The 26,804-nt window shown below is 56.3% G+C and carries 19 protein-coding genes; 6 read left to right on the top strand and 13 right to left on the bottom strand.

Going from position 1 to position 26,804, the window contains the following annotated elements; translation table 11 throughout:
- Positions 1 to 3,138, top strand: a complete 3,138-nt coding sequence (locus tag RLW55_RS16685; RefSeq protein ID WP_423414816.1) for an efflux RND transporter permease subunit — start codon at positions 1 to 3, stop codon at positions 3,136 to 3,138.
- 356 nt (positions 3,139 to 3,494) lie between these two features.
- Here RLW55_RS16685 and RLW55_RS16680 read toward each other — a convergent pair whose 3' ends face one another.
- From RLW55_RS16680 to RLW55_RS16660, 5 genes are all read right to left on the bottom strand, one after another.
- Positions 3,495 to 3,737 carry a hypothetical protein gene (locus RLW55_RS16680; RefSeq protein ID WP_423414815.1) on the bottom strand — a complete coding sequence of 81 codons (243 nt, stop codon included), beginning with the start codon at positions 3,735 to 3,737 and terminating at the stop codon, positions 3,495 to 3,497.
- 98 nt (positions 3,738 to 3,835) lie between these two features.
- Positions 3,836 to 5,188: a ferredoxin reductase family protein gene (locus RLW55_RS16675; RefSeq protein ID WP_423416428.1), complete on the bottom strand. Its 1,353-nt coding sequence runs from the start codon at positions 5,186 to 5,188 to the stop codon at positions 3,836 to 3,838.
- Between the two features lie 647 nt (positions 5,189 to 5,835).
- On the bottom strand, positions 5,836 to 6,126 hold the full coding sequence (locus RLW55_RS16670) for a DUF3240 family protein (RefSeq protein ID WP_423414814.1): 291 nt from the start codon (positions 6,124 to 6,126) through the stop codon (positions 5,836 to 5,838).
- Positions 6,126 to 9,290 (bottom strand): efflux RND transporter permease subunit, encoded by a 3,165-nt coding sequence (locus RLW55_RS16665; protein ID WP_423414813.1) that lies wholly within the window; start codon positions 9,288 to 9,290, stop codon positions 6,126 to 6,128. Before RLW55_RS16665 ends, RLW55_RS16670 begins: the two co-directional genes overlap by 1 nt.
- Before the next feature lie 4 nt (positions 9,291 to 9,294).
- Positions 9,295 to 10,350 carry an efflux RND transporter periplasmic adaptor subunit gene (locus RLW55_RS16660; RefSeq protein WP_423414812.1) on the bottom strand — a complete coding sequence of 352 codons (1,056 nt, stop codon included), beginning with the start codon at positions 10,348 to 10,350 and terminating at the stop codon, positions 9,295 to 9,297.
- A gap of 153 nt (positions 10,351 to 10,503) precedes the next feature.
- Between RLW55_RS16660 and RLW55_RS16655 the strand changes: the two genes are divergently transcribed.
- Together RLW55_RS16655 and RLW55_RS16650 are read left to right on the top strand one after the other, a co-directional pair.
- Positions 10,504 to 11,157 carry a response regulator transcription factor gene (locus RLW55_RS16655; protein WP_423416427.1) on the top strand — a complete coding sequence of 218 codons (654 nt, stop codon included), beginning with the start codon at positions 10,504 to 10,506 and terminating at the stop codon, positions 11,155 to 11,157.
- A 6-nt stretch (positions 11,158 to 11,163) separates the two neighbouring features.
- Positions 11,164 to 12,537, top strand: a complete 1,374-nt coding sequence (locus RLW55_RS16650) for an ATP-binding protein (RefSeq protein WP_423414811.1) — start codon at positions 11,164 to 11,166, stop codon at positions 12,535 to 12,537.
- A gap of 306 nt (positions 12,538 to 12,843) precedes the next feature.
- On the opposite strand, the gene RLW55_RS16645 is transcribed toward RLW55_RS16650, so the two are convergent.
- Positions 12,844 to 14,424: a winged helix-turn-helix domain-containing tetratricopeptide repeat protein gene (locus RLW55_RS16645; RefSeq protein ID WP_423414810.1), complete on the bottom strand. Its 1,581-nt coding sequence runs from the start codon at positions 14,422 to 14,424 to the stop codon at positions 12,844 to 12,846.
- Positions 14,425 to 14,640: 216 nt separating this feature from the next.
- Between RLW55_RS16645 and RLW55_RS16640 the strand changes: the two genes are divergently transcribed.
- From RLW55_RS16640 to RLW55_RS16630, 3 genes are all read left to right on the top strand, one after another.
- Positions 14,641 to 15,390, top strand: a complete 750-nt coding sequence (locus RLW55_RS16640) for an SDR family oxidoreductase (protein ID WP_423414809.1) — start codon at positions 14,641 to 14,643, stop codon at positions 15,388 to 15,390.
- Between the two features lie 56 nt (positions 15,391 to 15,446).
- The gene (locus RLW55_RS16635; RefSeq protein WP_423414808.1) at positions 15,447 to 15,890 is read left to right on the top strand and encodes a hypothetical protein; all 444 of its coding nucleotides are present in this window, start codon (positions 15,447 to 15,449) and stop codon (positions 15,888 to 15,890) included.
- 216 nt (positions 15,891 to 16,106) lie between these two features.
- Positions 16,107 to 17,024 carry an MBL fold metallo-hydrolase gene (locus tag RLW55_RS16630; RefSeq protein WP_423414807.1) on the top strand — a complete coding sequence of 306 codons (918 nt, stop codon included), beginning with the start codon at positions 16,107 to 16,109 and terminating at the stop codon, positions 17,022 to 17,024.
- A gap of 148 nt (positions 17,025 to 17,172) precedes the next feature.
- On the opposite strand, the gene RLW55_RS16625 is transcribed toward RLW55_RS16630, so the two are convergent.
- The 7 genes from RLW55_RS16625 to RLW55_RS16595 form a co-directional block, all read right to left on the bottom strand.
- Positions 17,173 to 18,618 carry a mannose-1-phosphate guanylyltransferase/mannose-6-phosphate isomerase gene (locus RLW55_RS16625; RefSeq protein ID WP_423414806.1) on the bottom strand — a complete coding sequence of 482 codons (1,446 nt, stop codon included), beginning with the start codon at positions 18,616 to 18,618 and terminating at the stop codon, positions 17,173 to 17,175.
- Positions 18,619 to 18,682: 64 nt separating this feature from the next.
- Positions 18,683 to 19,489, bottom strand: a complete 807-nt coding sequence (locus RLW55_RS16620; protein WP_423414805.1) for an FkbM family methyltransferase — start codon at positions 19,487 to 19,489, stop codon at positions 18,683 to 18,685.
- 9 nt (positions 19,490 to 19,498) lie between these two features.
- Positions 19,499 to 20,746 (bottom strand): lipopolysaccharide biosynthesis protein, encoded by a 1,248-nt coding sequence (locus RLW55_RS16615; RefSeq protein WP_423414804.1) that lies wholly within the window; start codon positions 20,744 to 20,746, stop codon positions 19,499 to 19,501.
- On the bottom strand, positions 20,746 to 21,825 hold the full coding sequence (locus RLW55_RS16610) for a glycoside hydrolase family 5 protein (RefSeq protein WP_423414803.1): 1,080 nt from the start codon (positions 21,823 to 21,825) through the stop codon (positions 20,746 to 20,748). Before RLW55_RS16610 ends, RLW55_RS16615 begins: the two co-directional genes overlap by 1 nt.
- A gap of 1 nt (position 21,826) precedes the next feature.
- Positions 21,827 to 22,861 (bottom strand): polysaccharide biosynthesis protein GumE, encoded by a 1,035-nt coding sequence (locus RLW55_RS16605; protein ID WP_423414802.1) that lies wholly within the window; start codon positions 22,859 to 22,861, stop codon positions 21,827 to 21,829.
- A 236-nt stretch (positions 22,862 to 23,097) separates the two neighbouring features.
- Positions 23,098 to 24,948 (bottom strand): WecB/TagA/CpsF family glycosyltransferase, encoded by a 1,851-nt coding sequence (locus RLW55_RS16600; protein ID WP_423414801.1) that lies wholly within the window; start codon positions 24,946 to 24,948, stop codon positions 23,098 to 23,100.
- A 30-nt stretch (positions 24,949 to 24,978) separates the two neighbouring features.
- A complete protein-coding gene (locus RLW55_RS16595) occupies positions 24,979 to 26,628 on the bottom strand; it encodes a hypothetical protein (RefSeq protein WP_423414800.1) in 1,650 nt (549 codons plus the stop codon).
- Between the last annotated feature and the right edge of the window lie 176 nt (positions 26,629 to 26,804).

The raw sequence follows: 26,804 nt of genomic DNA, 5'->3' as shown, positions 1-26,804 counted from the left end.
ATGTTCTCAGCAATCTTTGTCGACCGGCCTCGGCTGGCGATCGTCATCGCCATTGTCATCACGATAGCGGGCGCGCTTGCAATATCGCGTATTCCCGTCGCGCAGTTCCCTGACCTTGTGCCGCCTCAGGTGCAAGTTTCGACGACCTATCCGGGTGCCTCCGCCAGCGTTGTCGAAGCCGCCGTCGCCCAGCCGCTCGAATCCCAGATCGTCGGCGTCGACAAGATGCTTTACATGAAGTCGAACAGCGGCAACGACGGCAGCTATAATCTGACGGTGTCATTCGCGCTCGGGACAGACCCGGACATAGATACGGTGAACGTCAACAATCGCGTGCAAGCTGCGCTGTCGCGTCTGCCGCAGGAGGTTCAGAAGCAAGGCATCACCGCGCAGAAGCAGTCATCGGCTATTCTTCAATTCATATTTCTCTATTCCGAAAGCGGTAAACAGGATCCGCTCTTTATCACCAACTACGCCACGATCAATGTTCTCGATCGCTTGAAGCGGATCGAAGGCGTCGGGCAGGCGAGCCTTTTCAGCACGCAAAATTACTCAATGCGCATTTGGTTCGACACGCAGCGTCTAACGAACCTCGGTTTGCAACCATCCGATATCGTATCGGCCATCGAAGCACAGAACGTTCAGGCACCTGTCGGGCGGATCGGTGCTCAGCCGGCTTTGGATGATCAGCAGTTCCAGATGAATGTGCAGACCCAAGGACGTCTCGAAACGCCGGAGCAGTTTGGCAATATCGTCGTCCGCGCCAATCCGGATGGGTCGGTCTTGCGCGTTCGCGACGTTGCTCGGACCGAGCTTGGAGCGCAGAATCTCGATGTCGGTTCGCGATTGAACGGCAAGCCCGCGGTGGCAATCGCAATCTATCTGTCTCCTGGCGCCAATTCCGTTCAAACGGCGGCCCGCGTCACGGCAGCGCTAGAAGATATGTCGAAGAGCTTTCCTGAGGGCCTTAAGACACGCGTGGTCTATGACACGTCCGAGTTTGTAAGCGACACGATAGATGAAGTCATCCGCACAATCGGCGAAGCATTCGTGCTGGTCATTCTCGTCGTCTACCTGTTTCTTGGAAGTGCCCGCGCGACAATCATTCCGGCGATTGCTGTTCCCGTCAGTCTGATTGGTGCGTTTGCCGTTATGCTGGCGCTCGGCTATTCGGCCAACACTGTTTCGCTTCTCGCAATGGTGCTTGCTATCGGCATCGTCGTCGACGACGCAATTGTGGTGGTTGAGAATGCGGAACGCGTGATGGAGGAAGAGCCTGAGCTTTCGCCAGCCGAAGCGACGAAGAAAGCGATGGAGCAGATCACAGCGCCGGTGATTGCCATCACGCTTGTTTTGCTGTCGGTATTTGTGCCCATCGCCTTCATTCCGGGACTGACCGGAGAACTCTTCCGACAGTTTGCCGTCACGATCTCCGCCGCCATGGTTATATCGGCGCTCAATGCTTTGACGCTATCTCCAGCGCTCTGTGCCATCGTGCTCCGACGCTCGGAGAAGCGCGGCCCAATGGCTTATGTACTGCGCAGCATCGATCACGTCCGCGATGGCTATACGGCCGTCGTTCGTCGCCTTGTGCGCGTTTCGATATTGAGCGTTGCAGCAGTGGCCGCGGCTGCAGCCGCCGTCTTCTTCGTGGCTAAAGAAACGCCGACAGGATTTGTGCCAGAGGAAGACCAGGGGGCCTTCTTCATTATGATCCAGCTACCGGATGGAGCCTCGGTCAATCGTACCACGGAAGTCGTCGAGCAGACTGAAGCGATTCTCAAGCGTTATCCCCAGATTCAAGATAGCCTCGCAATTGTTGGTTTCTCCTTGCTGGACAGCGGGGCACAGCCAAACTCAGCATTTATGGTCGCCCGTCTCAAACCCTTCGCCGACCGCAAGACAGCAAAGGATTCAGCGCAGACATTGATTGGCGAAGTGACGATGGCCGCGCAGCAAATAAGCAGCGCTCAAATCTTTGCATTCAACGTCCCGCCCATCATCGGGTTGTCGACGAGCGGTGGCTTCGAATATCAGCTCGAAAATCTCGAAGGCGCTGATCCCGCGACCATGGGCAACGTGATGCAAGGTCTGATCGCTGCGGCAAACCAGGATCCGCGATTGCAGCGCGTGTTCTCGACCTTCACGGCATCCAATCCATCGATCTATTTGAATATCGATCGCGATAAGGCGCAGGCCCTTGGCCTGGGGATCAGCGACATCTTTTCCGCACTGCAGTCGACATTGGGCGGCACCTATATCAACGATTTCAATCTCTTCGGCCGTGTCTGGCAGGTCAATCTGCAGGGCGAAATTGCCGATCGCAGCAATATCGGAGCTATCTGGAAGATCTTTGTTCGCAATAAAACAGGGCAGATGGTACCGCTGCGCTCAGTTGCAAACGTTTCGACAGTTCTCGGTCCGCAGACCATAGGTCGTTACAACAACTACAGGTCGACCACCATCAATGGCTCGCCGGCACCGGGCGTAGCTTCCGGTACTGCGCTCGAGGCGATGACGGAGGTTTCTGCCAAGACGTTACCGCCAGGCTATAGTTTCGAGTGGACCGGGACAGCGTATCAGGAGCACCAAGCGCAGGGGCAGACAGCGATTGTCTTGGCGCTTGCGGTGCTGTTCGCTTTTCTGTTCCTGGTCGCGCTTTATGAGAGTTGGATGATTCCTGTGCCGGTATTGTTGTCGGTCACGGTTGGCGTACTCGGTGCATTCCTCGGTATCAAGATCGCGGGCTTGTCCCTCGACGTTTATGCGCAAATCGGCCTCGTCGTCCTAATCGCACTTGCCGCGAAAAATGGCATTCTCATTGTCGAGTTTGCCAAAGAACGTCGAGAGCACGGCGATACCATCGAGGACGCGGCGGTGCTGGGAGCCCAGATGAGATTTCGTGCCGTTATGATGACGTCGATCGCGTTCATCCTCGGCCTTTATCCGCTCGTTATCGCGACGGGCGCCGCGATGATCAGTCGTCGCGATGTCGGAACTCCCGTGTTCGCAGGAATGCTCGGGGCAAGCATCGTCGGCATTTTTCTCATTCCGATGCTTTATGTGCTCTTTCAAACAATCCGCGAGCGCGTCAAGCGAAGTAGGAGTTCCGTTGTGGAATCCGCACAGAAGCCATAACCATCTTGACGGTCTTCCGTTGAGCGGGAGAGGGACATTTAAGTTTAGCACGATGACGGATGCTAATCTTTTTCATCGGGCGATGACTGCAGGTGGGACACTCTGGTCCGCGTGCTCTGAAAACACCAAAGACCGCTAGGTCGACGGCGGTGAGAATATCACCGCCGTCGTTGCTTCTTTTGCACTTTGGTCACGCCACAGCGGGATTGGTGTTGTTCGTTGATACACAGACACCGACGTCCCAGGCCATTTTGTACGCGATCGCCAGTGTGCACCATGGAAGTAATAATAACGATCGTTCCTAAGGCGAAATCCCCAGTCGAAATTGCAAACGTGCGCTCTTTCCTTGCAACTCGTCAGGACTTAATTATTTTTGCGTGTCTGGAAATCCAGCGAAATTCTACGCCAGAGATCGTGGTAACTCGATAGATATACCGGTCGCCATATAAATTAGTGAAGCCGGCTGCTTTACCTATAAGCTGCTCTAAATGCTCTCCATCTTCGGATGAAAGAACGACGTAGGCTGGGTTGGTGAAGGCGATGCGCTTTAGCGCCTGCGCGATTTCCCTCGCAGCTTTTGAAATTTCTTGTGACAGCATTTGTTACGCTTTAAATCCTGAGCGAAATGCAATGAGAGCGTTGGTGCTTTTGATCGAGAGAAAGAAACTGTTTAGTTTGTTCTTCCGGAATTTGATGCCTAACGCATCGTAAAGAGTTCTTGGTGGAACCGCTTCTCGATCGGGAATTGATGATCTGCAAAATCCCGGCGCAAGACTTCTCCAAATCCGACAGGTCCACAAAACCAGATGCTCGCAGCCGCCCATCCGGGAACTTCCGCACGGATGCGGTCGGCGTTAAGACGTCCGTGGCGCGCGTCGACGAGAAAATGCAGGCGCGCGCCGGCAGCCTCAGCATCCGCTCTCAGCTTGCGCTCCGCTACCTCATCGTAATCGGCAGTGGGATGAAAGAGATCGATATTTTGAGGTGAAGGCGCGTGGCCATCGGCGCGCAATTTGGCGAGGTATTTCATTCGCGCGATAAAAGGTGTGATGCCGATACCTGCGCCGATCCAGATCTGGTGTGGGCAGGTGTCGTCGAAAGTAAAGCATCCATATGGACCTTCAATTCTCACCTCCTGCCCCACGACAAGCTTGTCTTTGATCCGTCGCGTGTGATCGCCAAGCTCTTTGACGATAAAATTGATATGATGGTTCGCATCATTCCATGGGGACGCGATTGTGTATGGGTGCGCGCCCTCAGAGGGATCCGATACAACGAAAGCGAATTGGCCTGGTTTATGGCCTGCCCACCCAGAAGGGACATCGATCTCGGTCTCAAGAACCCGAACTCCGGGATAATACTCAAGAGACGTGATGCGGCCCTTCGCCTGTCGCCCGACCCCGATGCGCCTTAGAAGAACGATGACAGCTGACCATACACCGCCAACAATCAATAATGCCGTGACAATACTGATTGGAGAAGACCAGTAAGAGAATTTGATAAGTACGGCGGAATGGAACGCGAGCACGAGAAATGTGAGAGCAAGGAGTTTATGAGTCTGATAGAAGAAACGGTAAGGGATGCTGCGGATTAGGGCGATGGCGATGAGAATCACTGCCGCATAGAAAGCCCATTCCCCGAGTTCCTCGGCGTTATGGCGAAGTGTTAAAAGAATCTGTTCGATTTGGTTGGCCGCCGGAGGTCGTGGCCCGCGGAGAGGCCGTTCAAGAAGTCCGAAGCCTACGGCCCATTTGGGGCCCTTTGCCCACAACCAATGTGATATGGCGAGAACCAATGCGCCAATACCGAGCCATTTGTGGAGACGGTACATTTTATCGAGACCGCCGAGCCATGGCTCAACCCATCGCGGACGGAGCGAGAGCATCATGGCTACGCTCATGCATCCGATGGCGAGAACGCCCGTGTATTGCATCATCAGGGAGCGGAGGCCGAAGAAGTCTTTCGTTGTGAATGCCGCGGGCTCGGCGAGTATCCACAACGCCGTCAGCGCCGTGAGGAAGATCCAAAATGTGTATTTGATTGTGCGCATGGTGCCGAAAGTATGAAAGCATTTCTGCAAGCGGTGCTTGACAACTGTCAATGCTGCCGCGGTTTTTCATTCACGCAATCGATCTACGTGGTTCTGCCTGGTTCACTCATTTCAGCACTGGCTTTTGCTTTACGGCCGCGGGAAATTCGACCGAATTTGAGGAACCTATTCGGTCTTGGCGCGGCGTATCGGAAAGCGGGGGCCAATTCACGGGTAGCCTGTCGCCCTTGTGGCAGTAAACACGCGTGTGGATGTTGTGGCAGTGGCGATAGCTTCGAGCATCTGCAAGGCGAGTGAACTTTTCGGAAGTTGTCCTTTCCGTCAGCGTTTCGACAATTGAAGCTTTTGCCATGTCCAAGCTGCCATTGGCGAAGCAAAGACAGGCGGTTATCGCAAATAACTGTAGAGCAGGGATACTGCGCATATTTAATGTCCCTTTAGTTTAGCAACATTGCATTTGGATTCAGGCGTGGAAGATCGATCACAGGGGGGTGTCGAAATCCTGCGGTGCGGAGAAAGGAGATGATGAAATCGGCGTGTTTGCGCGTCCGGTAGATTGAGTGCCCACACCGCCAGAGCCCAGACGCCGCCGACGAAAAGGGCTGGCCCGACAAGGGTCAGGATGGTTTCGGTAAAAAAGCTGACGCTCATCGCTTGCTCCCTTTCGTAGGGATAGCCTCGTTGGCTGATGCAAGCGGCTGGAGCCGGGCAAAGCGCTCAACGGGTTCAATCCAAAAGAGCATATGAAAAATGGGCATTCGTTGTGCGATGGCTTCCAGAATATCGTCGGCCTCGGCACGCTCGAGAACAGCGCTTATGAGATGTCTTTTGACACGGCCGCGCACGCGCTCGTTCACTGTCGTGCCGGAGAAACCAAAGCTATGTCCCTCAGCTTCCCATGTCGTGAAGCCGGGCATGGGCGGATCGCGCGAAAGCATCAGTTCGATGATGTTGTCGATGGCATCGGGCGGGCAGACGAGCGTGAGTTTGCAAAGGGATTTGTCCATGTGAGCTGTCCGGTGAGATTGGTGGAGCGTGTTCCGGCTGCTCCGAAACGCCGAAAGAGGATCGGCAGTAAAATGAGAGTCAGCGCTGTCGATGTTGCGAGGCCGCCGATGACGACGATCGCGAGCGGCTTCTGGATCTCAGAGCCCGGACCATTCGCAAACAGCAGTGGGACGAGCCCAAATGCGGCAATACTGGCTGTCATCATCACGGGCCTAAGCCGCCGAAGAGCGCCTTCATATACGGCCTCGCCAACGCTCGCGCCGGCTGCCAGCAACTCATTGAAATGGGTGACGAGGACCAAACCATTCAGAACGGCTATGCCGAGAAGGGCGATGAAGCCGACCGAAGCGGGCACGGACAGGTATTGACCAGAAACCCAGAGTGCAAGGACACCGCCGACGAGAGCAAACGGCACGTTGGCAAGGATAAGGAGCGATTGGCGAAGCGAGCGCAGGGTTGCGAAGAGAACACCGAAGATGAGCCCTAGGGCTATCGGAACGACGATCGTCAGACGGGCGGCGGCGCGCCGCTGATTTTCGAACTGACCGCCCCAGACGAGATAATATCCTTGGGGCAACTGTACCTGGGCAGCGACCGCCCGTTGTGCATCATCAACGAACCCAACGAGATCGCGGCCAGTGACATAAGCCTGAACAACGGCAAACCGAGATGCGTTTTCGCGATCGATTTTGACCGGCCCAGCAACGCGCTCAAGCTTTGCAACATCGCCGACACGAATGAGGCCGCCGTCGCCAGTCGCGAGCTGCGTTGCAGCGAAGATCTCGGGAGCATCGCGAACCTCGCGTTCGCCGCGTATGATAATGTTTGTTCTACGCCCGGGCTCCGCGACGATCCCTGCGGAAGTCCCCTCGAGTGTCGAGCGGAGTTCGTCTTGCAGCTTCGTTGCCGAAAGCCCAGCACTCCCCGTTAGGAGCCGGTCGACATTGATTTTCAGATAGTCAACAGCATCGTTAGCGACCGTAGAGACTTCCGCGGCTCCGGGGACCTTGCTCAACGTCTCCTGAATTTTACCAGCAAGATCGGATAGTGTTTTCAGGTCTGGACCAAAAATCTTGATGGCGAGATCGCCGCGTGCACCCGTCAGCATCTCATTGGTCCGCATTTCGATCGGCTGTGTAAACGCGAACTCGTAGCCCGGTACGTTTGCCATCGCCTCGCGAAGCTGTTCGAGCAGCCAAGACTTGTCGGGAACCCGCCACTCGCTCTTCGGCTTGAAGACCATGAAGGTATCGGTCTCATTGAGCCCCATGGGGTCGAGGCCCAGCTCGTCCGATCCCACACGCGCGACGATGCGTTCGATCTCGGGGACTTTCTCCTTGAGGACGCGCTGGATCTGAAGGTCGCCTTCAATACTGGCCTTCAGATTGATGGAGGGATGCTTCGTGATCTGCATGATCACCGCTCCCTCATCCATGGTCGGCATGAATGATTTTCCGATCGCGCTGTAAGCAATTCCGATGAGACCTACGCCCGCCGCCGCGATCAGATAGACCGGCAGCGGGAAGGCGAGGCAGGCAGCCAGCAACGCGCGATAGCCTCGATTTAAAAGCCGCATGAGCGGCGGCTCGGGGTGGGATCCAGCTTTCAGTGCCAACGAGCAAAGAACCGGGATCAGGGTCAATGACAGGATGAGGGAGCTGCTCAGCGCGAAAATGATTGTCAGCGCCACTGGCCCGAAGAGTTTGCCCTCGAGTCCCTGTAGTGACAGCAGCGGCAAGAAGACGAGGCAGATAATCAGAATTCCAGCTGCAACCGGCACTGCAACTTCGCTCGCCGCCCGGTAGACGGTATGCAGCTTCGGAACGTTAGCTAGTTCTCTGTTGTGCTGCAAATGCTCGACTGTGTTTTCGACAACGACGACAGCCGCATCTACGATTAAACCGATGGCGATCGCCAAGCCGCCGAGGCTCATCAGATTTGCGGACATGCCAAACAGCTGCATCATGACGAAAGTCATAAGAGCCGCGAACGGCAGGGTGATTGCGACGACGAATGCCGCGCGGAAGCTGCCCAGGAAGGCAACAAGCAGAACAACCACAAGCACTGTAGCTTCGATTAGAGCTTTCCTGACGGTGCCAACCGCGCTGGAAATCAGATCGGAGCGGTCATAGAAGACGTTGATCCGCGCCCCTTTGGGAAGGCTGGAGCCGAGATCAGCGAGCCGTTGTCGGACGGACTTGACAATGGCGCTGGCGTCAGCGCCGCGCAGCGATAAAACCAAGCCTTCAACGGCTTCGCCTTTTCCATCTTCGGTCACGGCCCCGTAACGTGTCAGGCTGCCTACCTCAACTTTCGCGACATCGCGGAGGCGCAACACACGGTTGTCGACGCGTTTGAGTATGATCGCCTCAAGATCTTTAGGGGTTTGGATGGCTCCCTGGACGCGTACGACAAGCGCCTTCTCGCCTTCGCTCAATCTCCCCGCACCATCGTTGCGATTGTTCGCTTCTATGGCCTGAGCGATATCCGAGACGCCGAGACCGGAAGCTGCCAAAGCTGCGTGATTGGGTATGACTTCGAACGTTCGGACTAGGCCGCCGAGTGCATTGACGTCAGCAACGCCGGGAATTGTTCGAAGCGCCGGACGTATCGTCCAATCGAGCAGGCTTCGCCGCTCTTCGAGCGATAGGTCACCACCTTCGATGGTGAACATGAAGACGTCCGAGAGCGGGGTTGAGACCGGTGCGAGGCCGCCTGTGACGTCCGTTGGCAAGTCGCCGCGAATTCCCGCCAAGCGTTCCGCGACCTGCTGGCGTGCCCAGTAGATGTCGGTCCCGTCCGCGAAGTCGAGGGTGATATCTGCGATGGCGTATTTCGCGGCAGATCGCAAAACGACCTGTCCTGGAATTCCCAGCAGTTCCATCTCGATCGGCGTGATGACACGTGTCTCGACTTCTTCCGGCGTCATGCCGGGTGCTTTGAGAATCATCTTCACCTGAACCGGCGAGATGTTCGGGAAAGCGTCGATTGGGATCGTTCGAAACGCGTAGCCTCCCGCCGCGGCGACGAGGCCGAACACCAACAAAGTGAAGGCTCTTTGCGTGAGAGAGAACTCAATAAGACGGCGAAGCATTCTTTTAGTTCCCAGCCGAAAGACGTTCGAGCTGAGGCAGCCCGCTTGCCGCGACCTGGGCGTCGCTTGTGATCGAACCTGAGATCGTGGCGATGCTCGAGGATTTGCCGCGCAATCGCACAGGAACGACTGCGAACCCGCCTTGGCTGCGGACAAAAACCGCTGCCTGTTCACCGATCCGGACAACAGCCGAAGCCGGAACGTTCACGGCTCCCGAGACGGTTGAGCGTTGAATGGCTACCGAAACAATCTGGCCGGCGAAGAGGTGAGAGTTGGCCGGAATCGCCGCGAACATCACAGCCGAACGCGTGGCGCGATCGAGAGAGCCTCCGACGGAAACGACCCGGCCCTCTGGCCCGTTGATTATCTGTACGACATCGCCAGGCTTCACGAGCGCGATGATGTCCACGGGCACTTGGATCTGCACCCACAACTCGTCGCTTGTATCGATGGTCGCGACACCGGCCATCGCCTCGACTTTTTCACCGGGCATGACGAGCGTCTCGGCGACTGTACCGTCAGCTGGCGCAGGAATGGTGTACTGTCCGTTCTCGCGAGTGATTATTCCGTTCAGCGCTGTCGCGCGCCTATGCTGGTCAAGGACGGCGCGTACTTTCGCCACTTGTGCTTCGGCTTCATCCGCCAGCGTCGGATTCTGGAAATTCTTGTCGGCGAGCGCGCGCCTTCGACGTGCGATAGCTTCGGCTGTTTGCAATTCGGCCTCAGATTGCGCGAGCTGACTTTGGGCATCAAGTAGCTCACGACTGGAAACCGTGATCATCGGCTCTCCCTTCTTCACGCGCTGACCCGGCAGCACGTGCACCTGTGTAGTCGTACCCGCGAATGGCGCTGCCGCAACGAGACGGGAATTCAGAGGAGGAACGACGGTGCCTGGCAGAATCGCTATCGTCTCCCTGCTCGCCGGCTGGGCAGGCTCGACATGGATATTGAGATTTCGGATCTGCTCTTCGGTAATTCGGACGTCCTTTGCGTAGACGCTTACCGGCGATATAAGTGCAATAAATGCAAATATTTGGGAGAGGACTGTTCTTCGGTCCATCGATGAATCCTTTCACGGCGATGCCGTGCGCGGAGACATGCGGTGCCGAGCTGAAAAGAAGCTGAATTGAACCTGCAGCAAACCTGACGACACTTTTTCAGGTTCGTTTCAGGCTGACTGTGCTAATTTTTCTGCAATGTGCAGGAGAAGCCCATTCGCATTTTGCTAGTCGAAGATGATGACGAGATCGCCGACCGCCTCGTGACAGGACTTGGGCGATCGGGATTTACCGTCGAGCGCGCCGACAACGGCAGCGATGGCTACGCTATGGGGATCGAAGATGAGTATGCTGCGGCAATACTCGATCTCGGCCTTCCGCAGATGCAGGGTCTCGACGTTCTCAAGCGCTGGCGTGCGAGCGATTGCAAGATGCCTATCTTGATTCTCACGGCACGTGGGACATGGGCAGAGAAAGTCGACGGTCTTAACGCAGGGGCGGATGATTACATCACGAAGCCCTTCCACATCCCAGAGGTCGCGGCACGGCTCAAGGCGTTGATCCGCCGGGCCTCGGGAATTGCAAGCCCGGTCATAGTCCATGGCGCCCTCTCGCTCGATACGGTTTCAAGTCGCGTTCTGCTCGATGGTAAAGCTGTCGAATTGACGGCGAGCGAACTCAAGATGCTCTCTTATTTCATGCACCGCATCGGCCGCGTCGTATCGCAGGCCGAGCTCATCGACCATCTCTATGCTCTGGAGGATACTCGAGAGTCGAACACCATTGAGGTGTACGTTAGCCGCTTGAGGCGGAAGCTTGGTCCGAACGTCATTACGACAGTGCGCGGACTTGGCTACCGGATGGATTGAAGCGGTATGACCAGTTTGAAACGCCGGCTGATCGTTGCTGCGACGCTTTGGATTGCCATCGCCATGATTGCGGCGGGCTTCGTGCTCTCGGGGATCTTCAAACGCCATGTGACCAATCAGGTTTATTTGGAAATCTATGAGCACCTCGACGAACTTGTTCATTTGACGGACTTTAAACTCACCGGGTCGCCACAGCTCATGCGTGGCCTAAGCGATCTTCGCTACGATATCCCGATGTCCGGTTACTATTGGGAAATCACGAAGGCAGGTGATGTTCTCGCAAGGTCTGCCTCTCTCAATGGCAAACAGCTTTCAATTCCACCTAACGATGTGACAGACCTTGGAATGCGGACCAGTGCAGTCGCGGGGCCGTCTGGGACTGTCCTCATCGCGGAAAGGGCTGTCTCAATATCGCCCGGCGCTCGTCCGATACGCTTTATTGTCGGGACGGATCAGCGACACGTCGATGACGTCGTATCTCGATTTCGCGGCATCCTGTCGTGGTCGCTTGCGGTGTTTGGACTTTCGATGATCTTTGGCGCCGCGCTTCTGATCTTGTACGCACTGAAGCCGTTGGATGCATTGCGAACGGCTCTTGCGAATGTGCGAACCGGTGCTGCCAAAAGGCTTGAGGGAACGTACCCCACGGAAGTTCGTCCGCTGGTGGACGACCTCAATGCGTTACTCGTGTCAACGGCAGAGTTGATTAAGAGAGCCCGGACGCAAGCGGGTAACTTGGCGCACGGATTAAAAACGCCTCTCGCTGTTATGGTGGATGAGGCTTATCACATTGATGAACAAGGACTGCCGCAATCGTCGGCGACAATTCTGGCTCAGTGCCGCAAGATGCAAACACAGATTGACTATCAGATCGCCCGCACGCGCGCCGTCGCTTTGCGTTCGGTGCCAGGGACCGTAGCTGAAGTTCACAAGGCTGCAGAAGAAGTCTCTCGAGCCCTTGACCGATTGTACCGGGAGAGCGGCATAGAGATATCAGACGATGTTTCGAAGGGGCTATTGGTGGCCTGCGATTCACAAGACCTGAACGAGATGTTGGCGAATATCGTCGATAACGCGTGCAAACATGCCAACTCGCATGTTCGCATCTCTTGCCATGGGCGGCCTTCTGACAAAAGCTATAGCTTGTGTGTGGAAGATGATGGAAAAGGGCTTCCGCCCGAGGCATTTGAGGTTGTTTTCGAAATCGGTGAACGATGGGATTCCCGTCAGGCAGGTTCCGGACTTGGACTTTCTATCGTCCGCGATTTGGCCGAACTCTATGGCGGCAATATCAAGTTGCAAAAATCAGGTATGGGCGGCCTTGGCGTTGTTCTGACGCTTCCAGCTGCGGTGCAAGTCGATGTCGCGCGCCTCACGTAGTTCGTTCTGGGGGAGCCTTAGAGCGGTCGTCGGCGAAAACAGCTAGGCACCGTAACGTGTTTGGCGATCGCGATGTCTATCACGAGATTGCCGTCTAAGCCGTCTAGTCCGCCGAATTTGCCGAATGGCGAAAAAAGTCAACGACCGACGTCCTTTCAATTCCAGTTCAGGTTTCTGAGCTGCGAGCATCGCCAGCCGTAATAGGCGCAATCGCTTCTGCACCAGAGTTGCAAAGTCGCTTGGGTCTTTCGCGACTGTAGGAGCCGATCTTACTGTCCAATATTGGATGCTAGGCGCCCATGAGATTTAGACCTCTGGCAGCCCCGCAATGCGTAGGCCCTCTGAGAAGACATCGACGTCTTGCTGGCGGCGAATGGATAACCAATCCTTCAAATTTGAAATGCGGAGCGATGGATCCAGCTCCCGAAGCTGAGCCATTGCCTGTTGGGCTTCGCCGATCCGTCCGGAAAGCGCTCGTGTTGCTGCGATGAGCCCGATCACCATGAGAAAACTCGGCAAGTTTCTGTAGGATAACTCCGCCCAGCGAGACGCTTCCTCTATACGTCCCGCAAAGAGATGCGCCATGCCGATTCCCGCCTGCATACGATAGAGTTCGGGATCCAATGGACTGAGCCGCATTGCGCGCTCGAAGTGCGCGATGGCGCTTTCGCTTTCACCGTGCCAGGTTCTCAGGAAGCCGCCGAGAAACCAAGCCGAGGCAAGATTGGGATTGAGAAATACCGCGCGGTCGAGGAGGGCAATCCCAGCGTCCAGATCGCCTGCAAGATGGGCCAAGGCATGGGCGCCGCGTGTTATAGCGATAGCATCGTCGCGTCCCAATTCGACAGCCCTATGTGCTAATCGTGTTCCCTCTGCAATTTCCGTATCGCGATCTGCACACCAACCATTGATCTTGCGCCAAAAATAGCACCAACCTGCCATTGCGTGCGCGACCGCATAATCGGGGTCGAGTTCAATGCTTTTTCCGAAGAGCGGAAGGGCCAGTTCAATTGATTCTCGCGTTCCGCGATGCACATGAGCAAGGCCGCGCAAATATAAATCGTAGGCATTGAGGCTGGCCGTCGGCTTGCGTTTCGCGCGTTCGATTTCAGCAAGTTCGACGTGCGGGCCGATTGCTCCGGCGACGCCGGCCGCGATACGATCCTGAAGCTGGAATATATCGTCGAGCGTTCCTTCAAAACGCTCTGCCCAGAGTTGTGATCCGGTCGTTGCATCTATGAGCTGGCCGGTGATGCGAATGCGGTCGGCCGCCTTACGCATGCTGCCTTCAAGTACATAGCCAACGCCGAGTTCTCTCCCGATTTGCTTAACATCGAAAGCGCAATCTCGATAAATGAAACTTGAATTGCGAGCGATCACGAACAACCAACGCACGCGCGACAGGGCTGTAATGATCTCTTCGACGACGCCGTCTGCGAAATACGCTTGTTCGGGGTCACCGCACAGACTTTGAAAGGGCAAAACGGCAATCGAAGGTTTGCCGAGATTGGAAAGTTCGGAGGGCGGAAAGCCGATCGGAAAATCCGCTGAAGGAGCTGTAGAGCCGTTCGGCGGATTGGCTTCCCTTACATCGCCGATAAAGCGAAATCCCTTGCGCGGGATCGTCTTCACGAGCTGCTGAGCGCTTCCGGTATCGCCGATTGCTCTGCGGACGGCATTAATATGGCTGGTGAGCGTCGATTCCGAAACAATTCGCCCGGCCCAGACGGTATCGAGCAAGTCGTCCTTGCTCACGACGCGATCACGGTTGCGGAGAAGAAAAAGCAGGAGATCGAAGACTTGCGGGCCGAGGGCAATGGCTTGCGATGCCCGCTTCAATTCCCGCCGCTCCGGATCGAGCACGCAATCTCTGAAAAGAAAATGCACGTAAGCGTTCCATCCAAGCCGCACAACGCGAACTCCCGCACGCTCTGATACGCACGGTCTGCGAAAATGGGCGCATTGCCTTCAAAGTCGAGCTTGGACGGATTTTCAAGAGAAACTCAAGCCTTTTTCAAGGTGCCGGCAAAGTCGTCGTGACCGCGTTCCGGCATTCTCCGCAAAGACAGCGACGGATGCGTTGCGCTTGATTGGAGAGCCTTTATGAAAATCGTGGTCATCGGCGGAGGTGGGCTCATCGGGACGAAACTTATTCGTCATCTTCAGGAAAAAGGTCACGAAACCATCGCGGCATCGCCCAACACAGGCGTTAATACCATCACGCGAGAGGGACTTGCCGGGGCATTGTCTGGCGCACAAGTTGTCGTCGACGTCGCCAATTCGCCGTCGTTCGAAGACAGGGCTGTTCTTGAATTCTTTGAAACGTCGGGACGCAATCTTCTGGCCGCCGAGGCTGCGGCCGGGGTTGAGCATCACGTGGCGTTGTCGGTAGTCGGTGCTGACCGCCTTCCTGAAAGCGGTTATCTTCGCGCCAAAGTTGCTCAGGAGGCGCTAATCAGGGCCTCCAAAATTCCCTTCACGATATTGCGGTCCACGCAATTCTTCGAATTTGTCGCTGCCATCGCCCAATCGGCGACTAAGGGTAACGACGTTCATTTGTCGCCGGCGTTTCTGCAACCCATCGCCTCGGACGACGTGGCGCGGGCACTGGCTGATCTTACTGTCGGAAAGCCGGCGAACGGTATCGTCGAGGTGGCAGGGCCAGAAAAGGTCCCACTCGATGAAATCGGCCGTCTCTATCTCTCCGCGACGGGCGATCGCCGGCGGGTGATTGCCGACGTCCATGCCCGTTATTTTGGAACCGAGCTCAACGACAAATCCTTGACGGCCGACGACAACGCGATCCTCGGACAGGTCCGCTTTGCGGATTGGTTGGCGCAGCGGGCAGCATGAACGTTGTCGCTCCATTGTCGTCTCCGTCTCGTTCAACGAATGGAAATCAAATCGATATGCCGAAAATCATTTCTCTTGCCATTGCCGTCGCCCTCGGCGTTGTCGCGATAGCGAACGGCATCTTCATGCTTGTTGCGCCGGAGAATTGGTATTTCGCCGTGCCAGGCGTTACGACAACCGGGCCCTTCAACCAGCACTTCGTGCGGGACATCGGACTGATCTTCGTTTTCATCGGCGCCGCGTTTCTTCTCGGCGTTGCGCGAGCCGATCTCCGGATCGTCTTTTGGGCCGCGCCGTCACTCTGGCTCGCCGGGCATGCACTCTTTCACTTCTGGGAGGTTGCGGTTGGCATCTGCTCAGCTTCTGTCATTCCTAGGGACTTTCCTGCGGTGACCCTGCCGGCAATCCTTGGCCTTTCAATCACCGCCTGGGCCATGACTGAGAAGTGTTCGACACGCGTCTTAGGAGCCAAAGGCTCTCAGGCGATCAGCAAACTCTAGCGCGCGGCGCTGAAGGTCTCGCGATTGAAAGACTGCACGTGCCGTCATCCTGCTCCGCTTCGCCGAAACTGCTCCAGTGAAGTGCGCATCAAATCTACGAGAAATTACCGCGCGGCATGTACACGGCGCACGCGCATCTCGTGAACGGAGAACTTTTGTCTTTCATCATCGCCCGACATTTCACGAAAGACGTCACATTTCTTTCAGGAGACTAAAATGAATCTGCACAATCCACTGCAATCCGACAATCGGATTGCCGAAGAGCTTGTTCCCTCGCGTTATGCTGTGCGTGTCGGTGACATTGATGTACTTGTCATCAGCGACGGGGTGCTCCCGCTACCGACGGCAATGTTGGGACCCAACGTCGAGGCAGCAGACAGGGCTGACTGGCTGAAAGAAATGTTTCTGCCGCCAGATGCTTTCGACTGGGCGCTGAACGCGGTTGTGGTCCGCAGTGGCGGAAGGACGATCCTCATCGACGCGGGTCTAGGATCCGATCCGGACTTGCACCTGCCGCGCGCGGGGCAACTGATCAAGCGACTGGAAGCCGCCGGCATCGATCTTTCGACCGTGACCGATGTGGTGCTGACACACATGCACATGGACCACGTTGGGGGACTGCTTGTTGACGGAGTGAAGGACCGACTGCGTCCAGACCTGCGGATCCATGTTGCTGCCGCCGAGATTGCGTTCTGGGAGTCACCTGATTTCTCTCGTACCGCGATGCCCCCGGGTTTTCCGGACGCACTTCGGGTGGCTGCCCAACGGTTCGTGCAAGAGTATAGCGGTCAGCTACAGCGGTTCGATGAGGAGCAAGAGGTGGCGCCGGGAGTAATTGTTTATCGCACTGGCGGCCACACTCCCGGACACAGCGTGGTTCGCTTGGCATCTGGCGGCGATCGGCTGATGTTTGCTGGCGACGCCATGTTCGCGGTTGGGTTCGAGCACCCAGACTGGCACAACGGGTTCGAGCACGACCCAGAGGAAGCAGCCCGCGTCCGCATCCGTCTTCTGCGAGAGCTGGCAGAGACCGGCTCAATGCTGGTGGCCACTCATCTTCCCTTTCCGTCCGTTGGCCGGGTGGCGGTAGATGGTGATGCCTTTCGACGGGTACCGCTCTTCTGGGATTACTGATGGCTTGTCAGGCTAGAGCCGAACGAGACCGTGTTCATTAGATGAACTGGCTGATCGGCTGCGGTTCCCTCCGTTGCAGCCGGCCGACCTGGGAAGCAGCCGCCAGTCTGCTTCTTTCAGGCTGCGCGTGCCGCCGTGGCCGCCCTCTTTATCTCGTCTCTTCGGGCTGGCGATTGTAGATGTCGTCGGTGCGCTGAATGTCGTCCTCGCCGAGGTACGACCCGATCTGCACCTCGATGATCTCGACGGGAACCTTGCCGGGGTTCTGCAGCCGGTGCCACTGCGTCGCAAATATGTAGACGCTCTCGTTTTCGCGAACGAGCTGTTCCTTGTCGCCGATCGAAACCTGCGCCGTACCTTGCACCACGATCCAATGCTCCGAGCGATGGTGATGCATTTGCATCGACAGCTTGCCGCCGGGCTTGACGTGCAACAGCTTGACCTGGAAGCGCGGTCCGATGTTCAGCGTCTCGAAGTAGCCCCACGGCCGATAGTTCCGCAGGTGCTGTTCCTGCTCCTTGCGGTTCGACAGCTTCAGGCGCTGCACGACTTTCGAAACGTCTTGCGTGCGGGTCTTGTCGGCAACGAGCAGCGCATCCGGTGTGTTGACGATGATGAGATCGTTGAGCCCGATCGTCGACACGATCGACTTCTCGGAGTGGACATAGCAGCCGGACGTATCTTCCAGCACGGCTTCGCCCTTGATGAAGTTGCCCTTGTCATCGCGCGGCGCGATATCCCACAGCGACGACCATGAGCCGACGTCGTTCCAGCCGACATCCATCGGCAGGATCGCGGCCTTGTTCGTCTTCTCCATCACCGCGTAGTCGATCGAGATGTTCGGCGACGCCGCAAAGCTCGTTTTATCCAGCCGGAGGAACCCGAGGTCTTCGCCGGCGCCCGCGAGCGCTGCGCGCGCGGCGTCCAGAATGCCCGGTTCGTAGCGTTCGATCTCGGCGAGGAACGTCTTGGCATTGAGCGCGAAGATGCCGCTGTTCCAGAAGTAGGAGCCGTCCGCCAGATAATCTTCGGCGGTGGCGCGGTCGGGCTTTTCGGCAAAGCTCGCAACCTCGAAGGCGTCGCCGTCAAATCCTGACAGCGCCGCGCCGCGCTTAATATAGCCGTAGCCGGTGTGGGGCTCCGTCGGCGTGATGCCGAAGAGAACGAGCTTACCCGTCTCGGCCACGGCGGCGGCCCGCCGGATGTTCTCTGCAAAGAGCGCTTCGTCGCCGATGACGTGATCGGACGGCATGACGGCGAGGATCGCATTTGGATCGTCACGCAGCGCGATCAGCGCCGCAACTGCAATCGCCGGCGCCGTATTGCGCGCGATCGGTTCAAGAATGATGGCCTTGGGCTCGATGCCGGCGCGGTCGACTTCCTCGCGCACGAGAAAACGATGATCGTTATTGCACAGCAGGATCGGTGCCTCGAAGCCGGCCTTCTGCGGCAAGCGCGCCAATGCCGAACCCAGAAACGACGTGTTCTGACCATTAAAGAAGCGAATGAATTGCTTCGGATACATCGAGCGCGACAGCGGCCAAAGCCGCGTCCCCGAACCACCCGACAAGATCACTGGATAAATGGTGCTCATCAAATAATTCCTTCTCTCCGGCGAGCCGTGTCCACATTAGAGTGCAGGATAGCTTTCAACTAATTCACCTGGTTAGCCCAGTCGCGATGCGTTCAGCCAATTGCTCAGAAGCTGGTCCTCTTGGGGCGAAAAGGAAATTATTGACGAAGTCCATGTCCCGCCGGGAACGTGACCAGTCGAGAGCTTTGCGGTCCTGCAGCCGGTCCTCGAACGTGTCAATCGGATGAAGCGCATTTTTGTAAATATAGTAGCCAGCGTAATTGCGCTCTTCGAAGAACTCGCGGATGAGGGCAATTTGGCCAGGAGCGACGAGCGTCTCGATCTCGATTAGGAACGTGGGTGAGTTCGCCTCGATGAATTGCTTTGCACCGCAAAGAACGTCGTATTCATGGCCTTCGACGTCTATCTTTACGAAGCCGACATCATGGCCTGCCAGTTGGTCGAGCGTGGCGGTCGTAACTTCGGTGACGTCTGTTGAACCGTTTTGAGCAGTTTGCTCGAGGGTTGAGTGCCCTGTCCCTTCGGTGGGAAGGAAGAAAGGGCGCGTTTGATCGGCGGCCGAAGATGCGGCCTTCTCGACAATTGTGACGTTGTCGATGCCCTTGCGGCGAACAAGATCCTTCAATAGCCGCGCTACTTCGGGATGCGGCTCGAACGCGATGACAAACTCAGTATGTTTCGAAAGCAGGATCGTATAGCGGCCAAGGTTTGCGCCAACATCTATGCTCCCACGATTAGGATCGACGATGTCGCCGATGATGTCCTCTTCTCTCTCAGCAAATTTATCATGAGCCAAATATCGATCGTGCATGTGTACCGGCGCGAGCTTCCACGCTAGGTGCGAAAGCGTCGTTCTCAGGCCATTCTGCATATTAAACTCCTATGACTGGGGGGATGGCGTGCGTACTTGGTAAGGATCGTGTGCGCGGTAGACAGCAACCAAAACGTACATCAGTGCCAACGCGAGGGCGCATCCGTAAACGCCGCCGGTCCAGATGCCTGTGGGCAGGAACACGGCAGTGAGCAAGGCGGAAAGCAAAGTGCTTTTCATGAGCAACGGATCGCGGCTCCTGCAGTAGAGACGCAATGCCCCCATCTCGGCGATGATCCGTGCGAGCGTCGCGGCGAGCAAGAGCCAAAGCAAGGCTTGGTATTTGATAAGAAGGGGGCGGTCTAGATAAGGCACGATGAACCAGACCACGCATGCAGCAGCCAATCCGAGGAGCGTCGCCTCCATAAGGGCGCTCCGCGTGGTCTGAATGTCGAGATCTCGAAATGCATCATCGTCTCCAGCCTGAAAAGCAGACACGAGGTGAGGCCGTGCAAATGACATAAGCCCAGAATTCACGAGATTATATATGGCCGTTCCGACTTGCCAGAAAAAGAAGTACACGCCAGCAAGTTCGAGTGACAGGAACGCGCCAACGAGATAGCGGTCGAGATAGATTGTGGCTGTCGATGCCAGACTATTTCCATAAAGAAGTGCGGATGCGCGAATGGATCGGCGAACCCGCTCAATAGAGGGAAGGTGAAATGCCGAGAGATGGGATCGAAGAAACACTGTGATCAGAATCGTCGCGGCTACGCTGCCGCCCAGCCAGAATGCCGACAGCGCATATATCGTGCGCCAGGCGGGCTCGAAGTATGCAGCAACTATGAATGCGATTGGCCACGATGTCGAAAGGACGCTCAGCACCACATTTGCCGCAAATGGGCGCCGGAGCTGAATCAAAAAGTCATAGCCGTCCATAACCAAGTGTTCGCCTGCCACGAGGCCAACAACAATAACAGCGAGCCAGGGGATCACGTCCGCCATCGCAAGTGCCGCGGCCATCATGAGCGCAAGAGCGTACAAGATGACGTACGGCGAAAAGTATCCCGCAATGAGCAGCGACTGTTCGGTGTGGCTGACGTCGGTCAACTCGCGCGCCACTTGGCGATTTAAACCGAGGCGAAGAACGATCGGCAAAATTGCGACTTGCCCCTGAAGCAGACCATATATACCGAGATCGGTCAGCGACATGAGTTTCGCGATGAACAGGCCGAGAAGGAACTTGCTCGCAATGCCGGATATGCGCATCGCAAACACGCTAAGACGCAACACTGGCGATGACATTGTGAGTGACATCAGTTCTGACGCTGCTCCGTCGGATCGCCGTGAATGAATTGGGCTGCCTGTGCTGACAAAATTTCCAACTGAGGTCGTGGAGACCCGTCCTTTGCTGGTGAAAGATTCAAAGGATAGTCGTCGGGCCACCAGTCGCCGCCGGCCCACGCGGCCCAACCCATCCAAACATCACGGTTGTCGCGCATGGTGACACAGATGTTTTTCAAAGCGGCCAACGATTTCGGGTCACGACCGGCACCAAACTCTCCAAGAAATGCTCTAATTTCGTTTGCGCGGGCCCAAGTCTGGAACTTGTGCAATCGGTCCGATCCCACATCGGGTCCCACGACATCCCCGGTCTTTCCCGAGGAGTCCTGATCAAGGTACTGATGGACCTCAAGCACGAAGTTTCTTTCCGGATCGACGACCTCCGCCATCAGGTCATTTCCAGAAGAAAACCAAGAATGGGCTCCGGTGTAGTTCACGCCCGGAACAAAGACGAGTTGCTTTGCTTGGCTCGCTCGTATGGCAGCGAGCGCAACATTGGCAATCGGCAGCCAATTATACGCGACAATTCCAGTTGGCTCGTTCATCAATCCAAAGATGATCGAGTTGTCATCTCTGAACGCGGCAGCGAGCCGCCCGCAAAAGTCGGCGAAAGCTGCGGCGCTCACAGCTTCCGATCCGATGACGTGTGCTTCCTTCCAGTCGTCGGTCTTAAGGCGGCGCTGCGCATAATTATGAGTGTCGAGAACAACTTTGAGGCCGGTAGCTCTCGCGGCGTCGACGGACGCCTTCAGGCGTTCCAACTCTTGCCGATCTAAATCCGAGTTGAGTGCCGGCTGCAGGCGTTCCCACCGAAAAGGCAGGCGCACGAGATTGAAATTCCGCGCGGCGAAATAGGTGAAGCTCTCCTTCGAAGGATACGAATAGTCGGTACCATATTTTCCCGGTAGCTTTCCGAATTCACCGCCGGCGATATTGACGCCCGCGCAGTAGGCAGGAGAATTTTCCGACAGCGCCGGTGCGTTCAAAGCCTGCGCGGCGATCGCAGCGGCGCCCGTGGCAATCACAGTCCGGCGCGTTGGTTTGAGAACCATCTTATGCTCCTTTTAACGCGGGAACTTGATTTCTTTCCGCGTCGCCCCCCGCCTGGAGCGCACCTTGGATGAACCACAGGAGCGCGGCGGTTTTAATTGTCAGAAGCGAATAGCTGACCAACATGGACAGGGTGAGGTAGATACAGAGCGCGTGCGTAAAGCGAACCTGCTCCGTCGTCTTTTCGGAGACATGCCACGCGATGAAAGTCCAAAGCAGGATGAGGCCGGGGAGAGATTGCGTCACAATAAGATAGGCAAGGCCGCTATCAACCGTGGAGTTGACGAATTGTTCGGAGATTCCAAGCAGGTCCGGAAGTTCGAACCGATGAATGATTTCGACCGTTCCGGCCAGTCGCCCTGCGAAATCGTCCTCTCCAGATTTTAGTCCGAAGAGACCCGCGGCAGAAAATAACGTAAGCCCCGCCAGCGGAAGGTAGATGATCGCGGAGTACGGAGGCAGGTACGGCGTCACAAACGCTGCTGCCAAAATAATAACTGAGGCGAGTACAGCGAGCCGGCCGTCGCAGCCCATAAGCAATAGGACGGTCGTGACTGCGAGATAGATTGTGGCAGGCAAGCCAATGCGGCGAAAGCATGAGGTCGTAAACGCAACGATGATACTGCAATAATTTCCCAACGATACCGGCTCGAGAAATATCGATGACATCCGCAGTTCGTTGACCCATGGAAAATAGCGCGCATTCGGACGCGTGGCGCTGACGAAGAGATCGGAGTTCGAATTGTAGAACTGATCGGCGCGGGTTCCGCGGGTGTTTATGTAGTATTCCTGAATTTTGAAAATTGCCGAGTGTATGTCTGGCAAGAATGACTCAAGCAAAAAGACAGCAAGCACTACTGTTTGGACGAACAGGACAGTGCGCACCAGATAGCGTTCTGACGATGCCATTCCCAGGAGCAGAAACACGGGGATGATCATCACGTCGCGGATGTATTTGGGTTGCAGCTCTCCGGTGGCGATAGCGCGAACAACACCGAACAGGAAAATGAGACACATTACGACGACGATAGGCGCCATCTCAGGTCGCCATCGAAGCAGTGCAACCGCGAGCGCAGTCGCAGTCAGCATCCCCTCGACGAGCATGACGAGGGATGGCGTGAGCGCCATCACGTTGGCATTCACGACGGCCAGCCCAGCGTTGAACATGATGGCGGCGATTACGATGGCGGATGGGGCAACGTCCAGCAGCCAGCTGTTTGCTAGGCCGGATGAACGAAAATTCGCATTGCTGTTCGATAGGCTGGTTACGTCGCTCATGGCGCGAAGCCGGTGCGACGGTCGCGAGTGGCAAGATGCAAGAAAACGATATTTCCCACTACATAGCGAGAGAACAGCCGGCGAGGCTCGAGCGCTAAGCGATACAGCCACTCGCATCGGGCGCGGCGAATCCAACCTGGTGCCCTTCTGATGCGTCCAGACGCGAAGTCAAAAAGGGCGCCGACGCCGAGCTGAAGTGGCACCGGCAGATCATGACAGTGCTTGTCTATCCAGATTTCTTGAAGTGGATTTCCCATGGCGACGAGAAGTATGTCGGCTTTGGAGGTCTTTATCTCGTGGCGTACAAGTTGGATGTCTGTCTCTTGCGACAGATATCCATCGCGGGCTCCGACGATCGAGTGGCGCGGATATAAAGCGGCAAACCGGGCGGCGGTGGAGCGGACAATTTCCGGTCGCGCGCCCAGCAGGAAAATGCGCAATCTATGCCGGGTATTGCTCAGATAGTGCGGGACAAAGTCAGTTCCGTTCAGATTGGCGGGAAATCGTCTGCCAAACTTCATGCGGCTGGCGATATCAACACCGAAGCCATCGTTGAGAACAAGAAAGCGCCGTAGCGCCTTACGTAAATCGGGATTTCGTGCCGCCAGGCGAAGCGTGTGAGCATTGGCAAATGCTATGCGCTGTTGCAAATTCTGGGCGATGGCCTGATCCAACGCATCGACGGCATCATTGCGCGACATCACGCTGATTTCAACGCCTAGCAGCGTGCGTGTCTTGTGGCCGAGGACCCGCTCATATTCGTTACGATATAATTGCTCGACCTGTGCCCAATCGTAAGGCGCTGCTGCCGCTATAGCTGCAGATCGCAATTCGGTGTAGCGCTCGGAAGATGCCCGCATGAATCTGAGAAGGTGGTCGGCTGCTACTTCTGGCTCGTCGAAATTCGTGAGAAGCCCGACGCCGGCGCGTCGCAGGATCGCTTCGAAGCTTGGAATTTCATTTGCAATCGGTATGAGCCCGGCAGACATGGCTTCGACGAGCGTCAGCCCAAATCCTTCATACTGGGACGCCGACGCGAAGAAGCTGCAGGTAGAAAGTTCATCGGCAATCTCTCCGTCATTTCGATCGGTCAGAATTTTGATGCTGCCGTCGCGCAAGCCGTCGGCGCAGGCCGCCTCTATAATGCGTAGCATTCCGTCGCTATCGTTTCCGATCAATACGAGACGGGCGTCCGGGATCGCATGGCGAACGAGGTCGAATGCGTTGATGAGGTTCAGAATACCTTTGTGGGCCGCGAATCTACCGAAATATGCGATCTTCGGTTGGTATTCTCGACTTGAGGCATCTCTGAATTTTTGGATGTCGACGCCATTTTCGATCGCCACAACACGTTCGCCCGCGATTGTGCTGAAGGTCTGAGCGTCGTTCTCGCTGCAGGCGATGACGCGACGGTAATTGCGGACCGAGGACTTTGTGATGGTCCTGAAATAGAAGCGCTTCAGGCGTCGCGCAAACGTCGTATGGAAGAAGCCGCCGTGGGTCGTCAATACCATTGGTTTTCTGTGCCATGGCGCGGTGGCTGATAGAAAATCCGCAAAGAAGTCGACACCGTGGACGTGAATCAAGTCGAAATCTTCAACGTGTGACAAAACCTGCGGAGCAACTGGGTAGCGCCGTGAACCGCGAAAGGGAATGCGCCTAACAGGAATATCTTCAACGCAATCGCGTGAAGGAAGCACTGTGTCGAGATCTTGAAAGCGGCGGTTGAGAGTGAGCACCTCTGCTTGCAGCCCAGCTCTCAGTTGGGCGCGTGCTAACGACAGCACCATATTTTCGAGGCCGCCCACGGCCGGATGAAACTGGCGAACAACATGCAATACACGCATGAACAACCTCCTAGAGCCAACGAGACGATCTCAAGCTGACCGCAAAACCTCCAACGGAGCCTTGTTGATGATGACACCTGCTGCACGGACGCCAACCGCAGGCGACGTTTTAAGTGCCCGCATGAGTGTGAAGGTCGATGTGGATCCCCACTCCGCGACGATTACGCAGACATCGAGTGAAGTCGCGACGGCTTCGGCATCCGCGTGGTTTGTAAGCTCGGGCAGATCACAGATTATGAGATCATAGCTGCCGCGCGCGCTGGTGATCAGCCTGTCCAGCTCAGGTGATGCCATCAGCACAGCGGGCCGCACGTCATCGGAAATGCTGCGTTCGCCCAGAAAATCAAAGCCGAATTCCGTCGTCGTGACATTGTCGACGAGATCTGTAGGGTTCTTCAATGCGCTCAGCAATTCTGTTGCCGGCGTACCAGTCAGTCCGCGCGCAAGTGCCGGTCGATGAAGGTTGCCGTCCATTAAGAGAACGCGTGCGCCGCCTTCAACACCGAGCACCGCGAGGTTGAACGCGAGCGTTGATTTTCCCTCGCCGTTGCGCGTTGAGGCGACGCCGACAACACATGTGCCGTTATTGAGGTTTTCTCGCAGGCGTAGAAGAATGCCGCGCAATCCGTCCTTGTCGTCATGCAAAAGAAGTGGCGGTTCAGCGCCGTTCTTTGGATACAGTTTGCGGCCAGGCACAAGCGAGACAACGCCAAGTACAGGTAATCCCAGGCTGAGCTCCAAATTTTCTGGAGTGCGAATAGGACGAAGAACGAACTCGCGACGGGCAGCAAATGCGAGGCCAATGAGGCCGCCACCCAAAAGTGCTGCGGCAAGTATCGCCGTACTGAAAGTGGGAGAAGCGCGTGAAGCGCTCGCCCGCGTCAGAATTCTTGGTCCCGTCGCAGCCTGTGGCTCGGCGTTAAGCGCGTTGGCGTACTCACTAAGTGTCTGCTGATGTAGCGAGCGATAGGTGCTTGCTAAAGCTTCGAGCTTTTTGCGTTCGACGGGTCTGCTGGGTCCTGCCTGTGCCTGTTCCTCTGCGGTAGCCGCACGTTCTTGCAACGTATCGAGGCGTTGCTGTAACTCCTGCACCGCTTGTTTGGGCCCATTTCCGATCGTTTTTTTGTAATCCTCAATGTAAGCATCAAGCACGGCATTTACGAGCTTCGCGGCGTTATATGGATCGCGCGACGCAAGCGTGATTCTGATCGCGGATCCCAATGCCACAGGAGATACGGTTAGAAGGTCCTTGATCTTTCCGATCGTCTTGAGTCTTTCGGCATCCGTCTCCGCAACAGATGACATTTGTTGCGGCTCACTGCTCGCGAGGGATGTTGTCAAAAGAGCCGGCTCGGAAAACGCCGGACCGTTCGCTTCACCCCAAAACGCGAGCTTGTCGAGAGTTTCGGAAATAATGTGATCGCTCTTGATTGTCTCGATCTGAGCCGCGACGAAACTTTCCCGCGCCTCGGCATCCGATGCTGTGACGCTTGCGTTCAACGACGGCAGCAAGACCTCGCCTGTCACGACGTGGCGGCGTTGCTCGGTGCCTAGCGCCAAAGCTCCTGCAGCGAAGCCTAAGAGTGTCCACGTAATGATTGTTCCACGGCGCCACCTGATGGCAGCGCGCCATGCGGATAAAGGTATCTGGCCGTGAGATGGAACGTTAATGCGATGCATCAGTTCGCGTCCGACTTTTACACGTCTCGAGCAATGACGTTAGCGGATGGAGATAAGTAGACAACGCATCGAGCGCGTTCGCGGAAGCGAACAAAACGTCGCATTACATAGTATTTTCATGAGAGTAACATTGCGTGCGTTGCACCATAATTGTGCCTCATGATCAGTGGAGAGGT

Origin of the sequence: Hyphomicrobium sp. B1, from assembly GCF_049532635.1 — a bacterium.
Taxonomy (GTDB): domain Bacteria; phylum Pseudomonadota; class Alphaproteobacteria; order Rhizobiales; family Hyphomicrobiaceae; genus Hyphomicrobium_B.
The sequence above is the reverse complement of the archived record's forward strand: the minus strand, read 5'-3'. Positions and strand labels throughout refer to the sequence as shown.

Excerpts from the sequence above, each read along its gene's own strand:
- RLW55_RS16640 (WP_423414809.1), top strand. The coding sequence starts at position 14,641 with ATGAAAATCGTGGTCATCGGCGGAGGTGGGCTCATCGGGACGAAACTT.
- RLW55_RS16630 (WP_423414807.1), top strand. The coding sequence starts at position 16,107 with ATGAATCTGCACAATCCACTGCAATCCGACAATCGGATTGCCGAAGAG.
- RLW55_RS16625 (WP_423414806.1), bottom strand. The coding sequence starts at position 18,618 with ATGAGCACCATTTATCCAGTGATCTTGTCGGGTGGTTCGGGGACGCGG.
- RLW55_RS16660 (WP_423414812.1), bottom strand. The coding sequence starts at position 10,350 with ATGGACCGAAGAACAGTCCTCTCCCAAATATTTGCATTTATTGCACTT.
- RLW55_RS16605 (WP_423414802.1), bottom strand. The coding sequence starts at position 22,861 with ATGGCGCCTATCGTCGTCGTAATGTGTCTCATTTTCCTGTTCGGTGTT.
- RLW55_RS16675 (WP_423416428.1), bottom strand. The coding sequence starts at position 5,188 with ATGCGCACAATCAAATACACATTTTGGATCTTCCTCACGGCGCTGACG.
- RLW55_RS16600 (WP_423414801.1), bottom strand. The coding sequence starts at position 24,948 with ATGCGTGTATTGCATGTTGTTCGCCAGTTTCATCCGGCCGTGGGCGGC.
- RLW55_RS16615 (WP_423414804.1), bottom strand. The coding sequence starts at position 20,746 with ATGTCACTCACAATGTCATCGCCAGTGTTGCGTCTTAGCGTGTTTGCG.
- RLW55_RS16595 (WP_423414800.1), bottom strand. The coding sequence starts at position 26,628 with ATGCATCGCATTAACGTTCCATCTCACGGCCAGATACCTTTATCCGCA.
- RLW55_RS16610 (WP_423414803.1), bottom strand. The coding sequence starts at position 21,825 with ATGGTTCTCAAACCAACGCGCCGGACTGTGATTGCCACGGGCGCCGCT.
- RLW55_RS16670 (WP_423414814.1), bottom strand. The coding sequence starts at position 6,126 with ATGCTTTCGCGCGATCCGCCCATGCCCGGCTTCACGACATGGGAAGCT.
- RLW55_RS16685 (WP_423414816.1), top strand. The coding sequence starts at position 1 with ATGTTCTCAGCAATCTTTGTCGACCGGCCTCGGCTGGCGATCGTCATC.
- RLW55_RS16650 (WP_423414811.1), top strand. The coding sequence starts at position 11,164 with ATGACCAGTTTGAAACGCCGGCTGATCGTTGCTGCGACGCTTTGGATT.
- RLW55_RS16680 (WP_423414815.1), bottom strand. The coding sequence starts at position 3,737 with ATGCTGTCACAAGAAATTTCAAAAGCTGCGAGGGAAATCGCGCAGGCG.
- RLW55_RS16635 (WP_423414808.1), top strand. The coding sequence starts at position 15,447 with ATGCCGAAAATCATTTCTCTTGCCATTGCCGTCGCCCTCGGCGTTGTC.
- RLW55_RS16620 (WP_423414805.1), bottom strand. The coding sequence starts at position 19,489 with ATGCAGAATGGCCTGAGAACGACGCTTTCGCACCTAGCGTGGAAGCTC.
- RLW55_RS16665 (WP_423414813.1), bottom strand. The coding sequence starts at position 9,290 with ATGCTTCGCCGTCTTATTGAGTTCTCTCTCACGCAAAGAGCCTTCACT.